This is a genomic window from Eisenbergiella sp. OF01-20 (assembly GCF_003478085.1).
Classification (GTDB): Bacteria; Bacillota; Clostridia; order Lachnospirales; family Lachnospiraceae; genus Eisenbergiella.
On the sequence record NZ_QUES01000036.1, the window covers coordinates 57,302 to 64,654 of the forward strand.

The 7,353-nt window shown below is 45.5% G+C and carries 6 protein-coding genes; 5 read left to right on the forward strand and 1 reads right to left on the reverse strand.

All coding sequences use genetic code 11. The features are described from left to right. The first annotated feature begins 21 nt into the window (after positions 1–21). On the forward strand, positions 22–1,410 hold the full coding sequence (mnmE, locus tag DXA36_RS26945; RefSeq protein WP_118682364.1) for a tRNA uridine-5-carboxymethylaminomethyl(34) synthesis GTPase MnmE: 1,389 nt from the start codon (positions 22–24) through the stop codon (positions 1,408–1,410). Position 1,411: 1 nt separating this feature from the next. Further along, positions 1,412–2,740, forward strand: coding sequence for a replication-associated recombination protein A (locus tag DXA36_RS26950; RefSeq protein ID WP_118682365.1), 1,329 nt, complete (start codon positions 1,412–1,414; stop codon positions 2,738–2,740). A gap of 21 nt (positions 2,741–2,761) precedes the next feature. On the opposite strand, the gene DXA36_RS26955 is transcribed toward DXA36_RS26950, so the two are convergent. After that, positions 2,762–3,697, reverse strand: a complete 936-nt coding sequence (locus DXA36_RS26955) for an MDR/zinc-dependent alcohol dehydrogenase-like family protein (RefSeq protein ID WP_118682366.1) — start codon at positions 3,695–3,697, stop codon at positions 2,762–2,764. A 338-nt stretch (positions 3,698–4,035) separates the two neighbouring features. Here DXA36_RS26955 and DXA36_RS26960 point away from each other — a divergent pair, with 338 nt between their 5' ends. Genes DXA36_RS26960 through rsmG form a run of 3 tightly spaced genes read left to right on the forward strand, consistent with a single transcriptional unit; the run spans position 4,036 to position 7,147 of the window. After that, complete coding sequence (locus DXA36_RS26960) at positions 4,036–4,479, forward strand: hypothetical protein (protein ID WP_118682367.1); 444 nt, start codon at positions 4,036–4,038, stop codon at positions 4,477–4,479. Between the two features lie 14 nt (positions 4,480–4,493). Continuing rightward, positions 4,494–6,419: a tRNA uridine-5-carboxymethylaminomethyl(34) synthesis enzyme MnmG gene (gene mnmG, locus DXA36_RS26965; RefSeq protein WP_118682368.1), complete on the forward strand. Its 1,926-nt coding sequence runs from the start codon at positions 4,494–4,496 to the stop codon at positions 6,417–6,419. Continuing rightward, positions 6,416–7,147 carry a 16S rRNA (guanine(527)-N(7))-methyltransferase RsmG gene (gene rsmG / locus DXA36_RS26970; RefSeq protein WP_118682369.1) on the forward strand — a complete coding sequence of 244 codons (732 nt, stop codon included), beginning with the start codon at positions 6,416–6,418 and terminating at the stop codon, positions 7,145–7,147. The genes mnmG and rsmG overlap by 4 nt, the downstream gene beginning before the upstream one ends. Positions 7,148–7,353: the final 206 nt, after the last annotated feature.

A 7,353-nucleotide genomic window follows, 5' to 3' on the forward strand; every position in this document is an offset into this window, starting at 1 on the left:
GGGTTAGAGGTTAAGAGATTTATGAAACAGACTGAAACAATTGCTGCAATTGCAACGGCGCTGTCTGATTCAGGAATAGGAATTGTCCGTATCAGCGGAGAAGAAGCAATTGAAATTGGAAACAGGGTTTATCGATCAAAGAATGGCTGCCATAGTCTTAAAGATTATGGCAGCCATACCATTCATTATGGGTTTGTAATGGATGGGGAGGAAATCCTGGATGAAGTAATGGTTGCTGTAATGAAAGCGCCAAATAGCTATACAAGAGAAGACACCGTTGAGATCAATTGTCATGGCGGTGTATTAATCGTACAGAAAATCCTGGGGGCTGTGGTAAGACAGGGGGCAAGATTAGCTGAACCCGGTGAATTTACGAAGCGGGCTTTTTTGAACGGAAGGATCGATTTGGCTAAAGCGGAAGCGGTTATGGATATCATCCATTCCCGTAATGAGTTTGCATTGAAATCATCCATGCAGCAGCTGAAGGGTTCCGTATCCGACTGTATCCGCCGGATGAGGGAAGAAATTCTGTATGAGATCGCTTTTATTGAATCGGCTCTTGATGATCCGGAGCATATCAGTACAGATGGCTATCCGCAGAAGCTGTCGCGCAAAGTGGAGGAACTGCTTGCGCGCTGTACAAAGCTGATTGATTCTGCGGATAACGGAAAGGTCCTGAAGGAAGGGATCAATACGGTTATTGTCGGAAAGCCTAATGCAGGGAAATCTTCTCTTATGAATTTGTTGGTGGGGGAAGAAAAAGCAATTGTTACGGATGTTGCCGGTACCACCAGGGATATTTTGGAAGAGTCAATCCGCCTGCATGGCATCGGATTGCATATTATCGATACAGCCGGCATCCGTTCTACGGAAGATGTGGTGGAAAAGATAGGTGTGGAGCGCGCAATGAAAATAGCCTCTGATGCAGATCTGATCCTTTATGTGGTGGATTCCTCTGTGGAGCTGGATGAGAGTGACGAAGAGATACTGGACTTGATCCGGGATAAAAAATGTATTGTTCTTCTTAATAAAACGGATCTGCTTTCGGTGGTGGAGGAAGAAGAGCTGCGAAAGAGACTTGGATATACGGATATTTCCGTGATCCGTACGTCTACGAAAGATAATACCGGAATGGAAGAATTCGAAAACACCATTAAAAAAATGTTTTATTCAGGTATTCTCACTATGAATGAAGAAGTCGTCATTACAAACATGCGGCATAAGCAGGCCCTGGAGGAAGCCAGGGAAAGCCTTTTGATGGTAAGGAAGAGCCTGGAGGATGAGATGCCTGAGGATTTTTATTCCATCGATTTAATGAGTGCCTATGCTTCTCTTGGTCTTATTCTTGGAGAAGAGGTGGGAGAGGATCTGGTAAACGAGATTTTCAGTAAGTTCTGTATGGGAAAATAAAATGGAACAAATGTCATTATTTGATGATAACAGAGTGATGTATGATCCCCTGGCCAGCAGGCTGCGCCCATCTGTGCTGGATGAGTTCGTGGGGCAGAAGCATCTGGTTGGGGAGGGGAAGGTTCTGCGTCGCCTGATAGATCAGGATATGGTATCTTCCATGATCTTCTGGGGGCCTCCCGGAGTGGGAAAGACCACTCTTGCCCGCATTATTGCCAGAAGTACGAGGGCTGAATTCATCGATTTCAGTGCGGTTACCAGCGGGATACGTGAAATTAAGGAAGTGATGAACCAGGCTGAAAGTGCCAGGCATATGGGAAGAAAAACGATTGTTTTCGTGGATGAAATCCATCGTTTTAATAAGGCGCAGCAGGATGCCTTCCTTCCTTTTGTGGAAAAGGGAAGTATTATCCTGATTGGGGCAACCACGGAAAATCCGTCTTTTGAGATCAATGCGGCTCTTCTTTCCCGGTGTAAGGTCTTTGTACTGCAGGCACTTTCCGTAGAGGAAGTGGTGCAGTTGGTAAACCATGCCCTGAAGGCGGATAACGGGTTCGGAAACCAGAAAATAGAAATAGAAGAAGATATGATAGAGATGATAGCCCGTTTTGCCAACGGAGACGGGCGGACAGCCCTGAATACGCTGGAAATGGTAATCCTAAACGGGAATTTACAACCGGACGGAACCACTGTCATAACCAGGGAGATCCTGGAGCAGTGCACCAGTAAAAAATCCCTTCTTTATGACAAGAAGGGGGAAGAGCATTATAATTTGATCTCCGCTCTGCATAAATCCATGCGGAATACGGATCCGGATGCCGCCGTATATTGGTTGTCCAGGATGCTGGAGGCCGGGGAGGATCCTTTGTATGTAGCCAGAAGGCTGATCCGCTTTGCCAGCGAGGATGTGGGACTGGCGGACAGCAATGCACTTCTGGTAGCGGTTGCCGCCTATCAGGCTTGTCATTTTAACGGCATGCCGGAGTGCAATGTCAATCTGGCTCATGCGGTGGTATATCTCTCCATGGCTCCTAAATCAAATGCCCTCTATAAAGCTTATGAGGATTGTAAGGAGGATGCGGTTTCCATGCTGGCGGAGCCGGTTCCTCTGCAGATAAGGAATGCTCCCACCAGCCTTATGGAGGAACTGCATTATGGGGAAGGCTATGTGTATGCCCATAATACGGAGGAAAAGGTAACAGCTATGCAGTGCCTTCCGGATTCCCTCCTTCATAAGAGATATTATGTTCCTTCCGGTGAAGGAAAAGAAGCGCAGGTAAAGGATAAGCTTGATCATATCCTTGCATGGAAAAAGGAACACGAAAGTTAGCGTGTTCCTTTGGAAAGCCTTTCAGGAGGGGAAAGAGAAGCCTGCCTTGAAAGCTGTTGATGCAAAGGCCTTTTCGTAATCCCTTAACTCGTACAATTCAATTTCCGGGAGATGGATTTTGTTGTCCGTAAGCAGACGCAGGGCCGGATCAAACGGGCCGCACCGGCTTCCTACGATAGTCAGTTCGTTTACGGCAACCATGCTCATATTCAGGCTGACTGTTCCGGAATACGTGCTTTTCAGCAATATGGTTCCTTTTTTACGGACAAGCTCCATGGCTTGGGGAAGACCGCTTTCCGATCCGGTACATTCCGCAACATATTCATAGCCTTCTTTAACGCCGCAGGTTGTGGTTTTGGCAAAGGGACGGAAAAGCTCCAGTTTTTCCGGATGCCTTCCTATTACAGTCAAATCCACACCGGTAAGAGCCAATACCTGGGCGGTAAGAAGGGCCAGCCTGCCGTCCCCAAGGACGGCAGCATTTTTGTCCGGGGATATGTGTACCTGGGTAAGGATTTCCAGCGCTGCCGCAAGGGGTTCCGTAAAGATAGCCTGCGTGTCAGGGAGTGCATCCGGGACAATATGGAGCAGGGAAGTGTCAATGGTCATATATTCAGCGAAACAACCATCTTTGGAGTCCATGCCTAATACCTTCCGGTTTGAACAATGGGTGGGCTTCCCTGTTCTGCAGTAAATGCAGGTTCCGCAGGAAGCATTCAATTCCCCCACAACCCGTCTTCCGATAAGGGCAGGATCCGGGGAAGAGATTACCTTCCCTACAAACTCATGTCCCATGATTCCACGGAAAGAAGGACGGTATCCTTTTTGGACTTCTTTGTCTGTATTACATACAGCGCTGTAACGTATTTTTATAAGGCTTTCTTTTTCCCCGGGGACGGGTATGGGAAGATCCTCCCGGTATACGGCTTGTGTTCCATTATAATATAACCCTTTCATCGTATCTCCTGTCTGAAATAGTATTGTGAATGTTTTGCATCCAATGTATGGATAGCTATTCTGCCTGCCTGTTTAGAACGGCCCCTGGAAGGAGTCTTGCAGCATCGGCGCCCCACTGAAAAGCCGGGAGGGGAAAGCGGGCATGCAAAATCACAGGGCGGCGGCATAGGGGGCCGTCTGAATTGTTACAATTATAACACTATTTTATCTTATCATTAACTTTACGTGTTTTCTATTATTTTTTTTTGTGGTATGATAAGTCCATGAGTATGCAATTTTGCCGCGGATAAAACCACAAATGACAGAAGTGCAAAATTTGGGGACAGGAGCAGACGGGTATGAAGAAAGAATCAAGTATGGGGTTATTTTTTCTGATGGCTGTAGGTATTGTGGGGCTTGGTTTGTATTATGGGGCTACGGAAGATTACGGCAGCGGTGAAATCCAGCTGTATCATTTTATCTGCTGGGTGATCCTGATTATTGCTTTGCTGCGGGCGCTGGAGCTGGTATGGGAACCGGTGAGGATCCTGTGGGATCAGGCCTGGGGAAAGGTACAGGAAAACAGGAAGGAAGCAGCAGAGAACCCGGTAAACCAGAGTATGCCTGCGCAAGAGGAGCCGGGAGGTGCCGTTCTTTCAGAAGAAGAAATGCAGACCGCTATTATCGTTCCGGAAACCAGCCAGCGAATATATATGGAAAAGGAAGCGGTTCCTGCCGCAGTAACCGTACCCCAGGCTGTCCGGGAAAAAAAGAAGAAGAAAAATAAGAAAAAGAAGAAATAAGGAGTTTGTTTATTATGCCGCAGATCAGAGAAAACTATGATGTTTGTGTGGTGGGAGCCGGGCATGCCGGATGTGAGGCAGCTCTGGCCTGTGCCAGGATGGGATTGGAAACCATAATATTTACCGTCAGTGTGGACAGTATTGCATTGATGCCTTGTAATCCCAATATAGGCGGTTCCTCCAAAGGACATTTGGTTAGAGAAGTAGATGCTCTGGGCGGTGAAATGGGCAGAAATATCGATAAAACTTTTATTCAGTCAAAGATGCTGAATGTGTCAAAAGGCCCTGCGGTACATTCCCTGCGTGCACAGGCGGATAAGGCAGAATATACCTGGCATATGAGGATGGTGCTTGAAAACCAGGATCATCTGACTATAAAACAGGCTGAAGTATGTGAACTGCTGGCGGAGGAAATCCCTGCGGGAGATACCAAAAAGGGCGGGTATCGTAAGAGGATCACCGGTGTAAAGATATTTACCGGTGCTGTTTATGAATGTAAGGCAGTCGTTTTATGTACGGGTACTTACCTGAATTCCCGGTGCCTGTGTGGGGAAGCGATCACTTACACCGGGCCGAATGGCCTGCAGCCGGCTAATCATCTGACAGATTCCCTAAAGGCTTTAGGAATTGAAATGCGCCGTTTTAAAACGGGAACGCCGGCGCGTATGGATAAACGGACAATCGATTTTTCCAGAATGGAGGAGCAGCGGGGAGATGAGAGGGTGATTCCTTTCTCTTTTTCCACGGATCCCGAAAGGATTCAGAAAGAACAGGTTTCCTGCTGGCTGACCTATACCAACGAAGAAACACATGATATTATACGTGCTAATCTGGATCGTTCTCCTATTTATGCGGGTATCATTGAGGGGACAGGTCCCAGATACTGCCCATCAATTGAAGATAAGGTAGTAAAATTTGCCGATAAGAAAAGACATCAGGTTTTTTTGGAGCCTGAAGGAATCCATACCAATGAAATGTATGTGGGGGGGATGTCTTCCTCTTTGCCGGAGGATGTACAGCTTGCAATGTACAGGAGTGTTCCCGGATTGGAACACTGTAAAATTGTCAGAAATGCGTATGCTATTGAATATGATTGTATTAATTCCAGACAATTAGATCCCACACTGGAATTTAAAACTATCAGAGGGCTGTTCAGCGGTGGGCAGTTTAACGGCAGCAGCGGATACGAAGAAGCTGCTGCACAGGGACTGATAGCCGGGATTAATGCTGGTCTGTTTATTCAGGGGAGAGAGCAGATTGTTCTGGATCGTTCACAGGCTTACATCGGTGTTTTAATAGATGATTTGGTAACAAAGGATAATTTTGAACCCTACAGGATGATGACATCACGGGCAGAATACAGGCTTCTTCTTCGGCAGGATAATGCGGATATCCGTTTGCGTGAAATCGGATATCAGACAGGACTGGTGAGTGAAGAAGAATACCGGCATACCCTTCAGAAGCAGGTCCTTATCAGGGAAGAAATGGATCGTTTAAAAAAGACGGTGGTGGGTGCCTCAGCAGATATTCAGAAGTTTTTGCAAGATCAGAAAAGTTCTCCTTTGAAAACCGCTGCCAGCCTATCCGAGCTGTTATGCAGGCCCGAGTTAAATTATGGTATTATAAAAGAAATTGATCCGAAACGGCCTGATTTATCAGAAGATATTATAGAGCAGGTGGAAATTGAATTAAAATATGAAGGTTATATTGCGCGGCAGCTGCGGCAGGTAGAACAGTTTAAAAAAATGGAAAAGAAAAAAATACCGTCCTGGGTAGATTATGAAAAGATACCCAGCCTTCGTTTGGAGGCCAGGCAAAAGCTGATAGCATACAAACCGGTAAATATGGGACAGGCTTCCCGTATATCAGGGGTATCGCCGGCTGATATTTCTGTTCTTCTTATATTTTTAGAGCATCAGGCAAAACAGGAGATAGGATGAAAGATTACAATTTAACACAGTTTAGAAACGATCTTGCACAGCTTCCTGTATCTTTAGATAAAGGACAGGAAGAACAGTTCCTTTTATATTATGAGTTGTTGATTCAATGGAATGAAGTTATGAACCTGACAGCTATTACCGATTTTGATGATGTATTAAAGAAGCATTTTGTAGACAGCTTGTCTCTTATAAGAGCGCTTCCCCGACTTACACAGGATTCTCTGTCTGTTATTGATATAGGGACAGGAGCAGGTTTTCCCGGTATACCTTTAAAAATTGCATTTCCTGATTTGCAGGTAACTTTGCTGGATTCCTTAAATAAAAGGGTAAATTTTTTAAATGAAGTTATTAACAAGCTTGGACTTCGTGGTATTGAAGCTGTTCATGGAAGAGCGGAGGATTTTGCCAAGCCTTTTCGTTTCCGTGAAAAATATGATATATGTGTTTCCAGGGCAGTTGCCAACCTTTCCACATTATCGGAGTATTGCTTACCATTTGTAAAAGTAGGAGGAAAGTTTATTTCTTATAAGTCAGAAAAGGGGGAGGAAGAAACGGCTGCAGCAGAAAAGGCCATCCATTTACTCGGAGGACAAGTACAGACTAAAATTGATTTTTTTCTTCCCGATAGTGATATACACAGAGTATTACTTGTAATTAATAAGAAGGCTGTTACACCTAAGAAATATCCTCGTAAGGCCGGTTTGCCTGCAAAAGAACCTATTGGATAAATTATGTGTAACTATGCATTCAGTTTTACGCATTGAATGCTTTGACTGCAAGAAAGTGATACACGAGTGACAAAAATCATCACAGTAGGAATGCAGGTTAGATTTCAGCAGTGATTGTGAATGGATTGAATTGTTATAAGTAACTCAAACTTCGCAGGAGCAAAATGTCCTTCCGCCCGCTGGCAGAGCAGTGTCCCCGGGACGGA

What these genes read in the sequence shown, in the direction of transcription:
- mnmE (WP_118682364.1), top strand. Translation starts at nt 22, where the DNA reads ATGAAACAGACTGAAACAATTGCTGCAATTGCAACGGCGCTGTCTGAT.
- DXA36_RS26950 (WP_118682365.1), top strand. Translation starts at nt 1,412, where the DNA reads ATGGAACAAATGTCATTATTTGATGATAACAGAGTGATGTATGATCCC.
- DXA36_RS26955 (WP_118682366.1), bottom strand. Translation starts at nt 3,697, where the DNA reads ATGAAAGGGTTATATTATAATGGAACACAAGCCGTATACCGGGAGGAT.
- DXA36_RS26960 (WP_118682367.1), top strand. Translation starts at nt 4,036, where the DNA reads ATGAAGAAAGAATCAAGTATGGGGTTATTTTTTCTGATGGCTGTAGGT.
- mnmG (WP_118682368.1), top strand. Translation starts at nt 4,494, where the DNA reads ATGCCGCAGATCAGAGAAAACTATGATGTTTGTGTGGTGGGAGCCGGG.
- rsmG (WP_118682369.1), top strand. Translation starts at nt 6,416, where the DNA reads ATGAAAGATTACAATTTAACACAGTTTAGAAACGATCTTGCACAGCTT.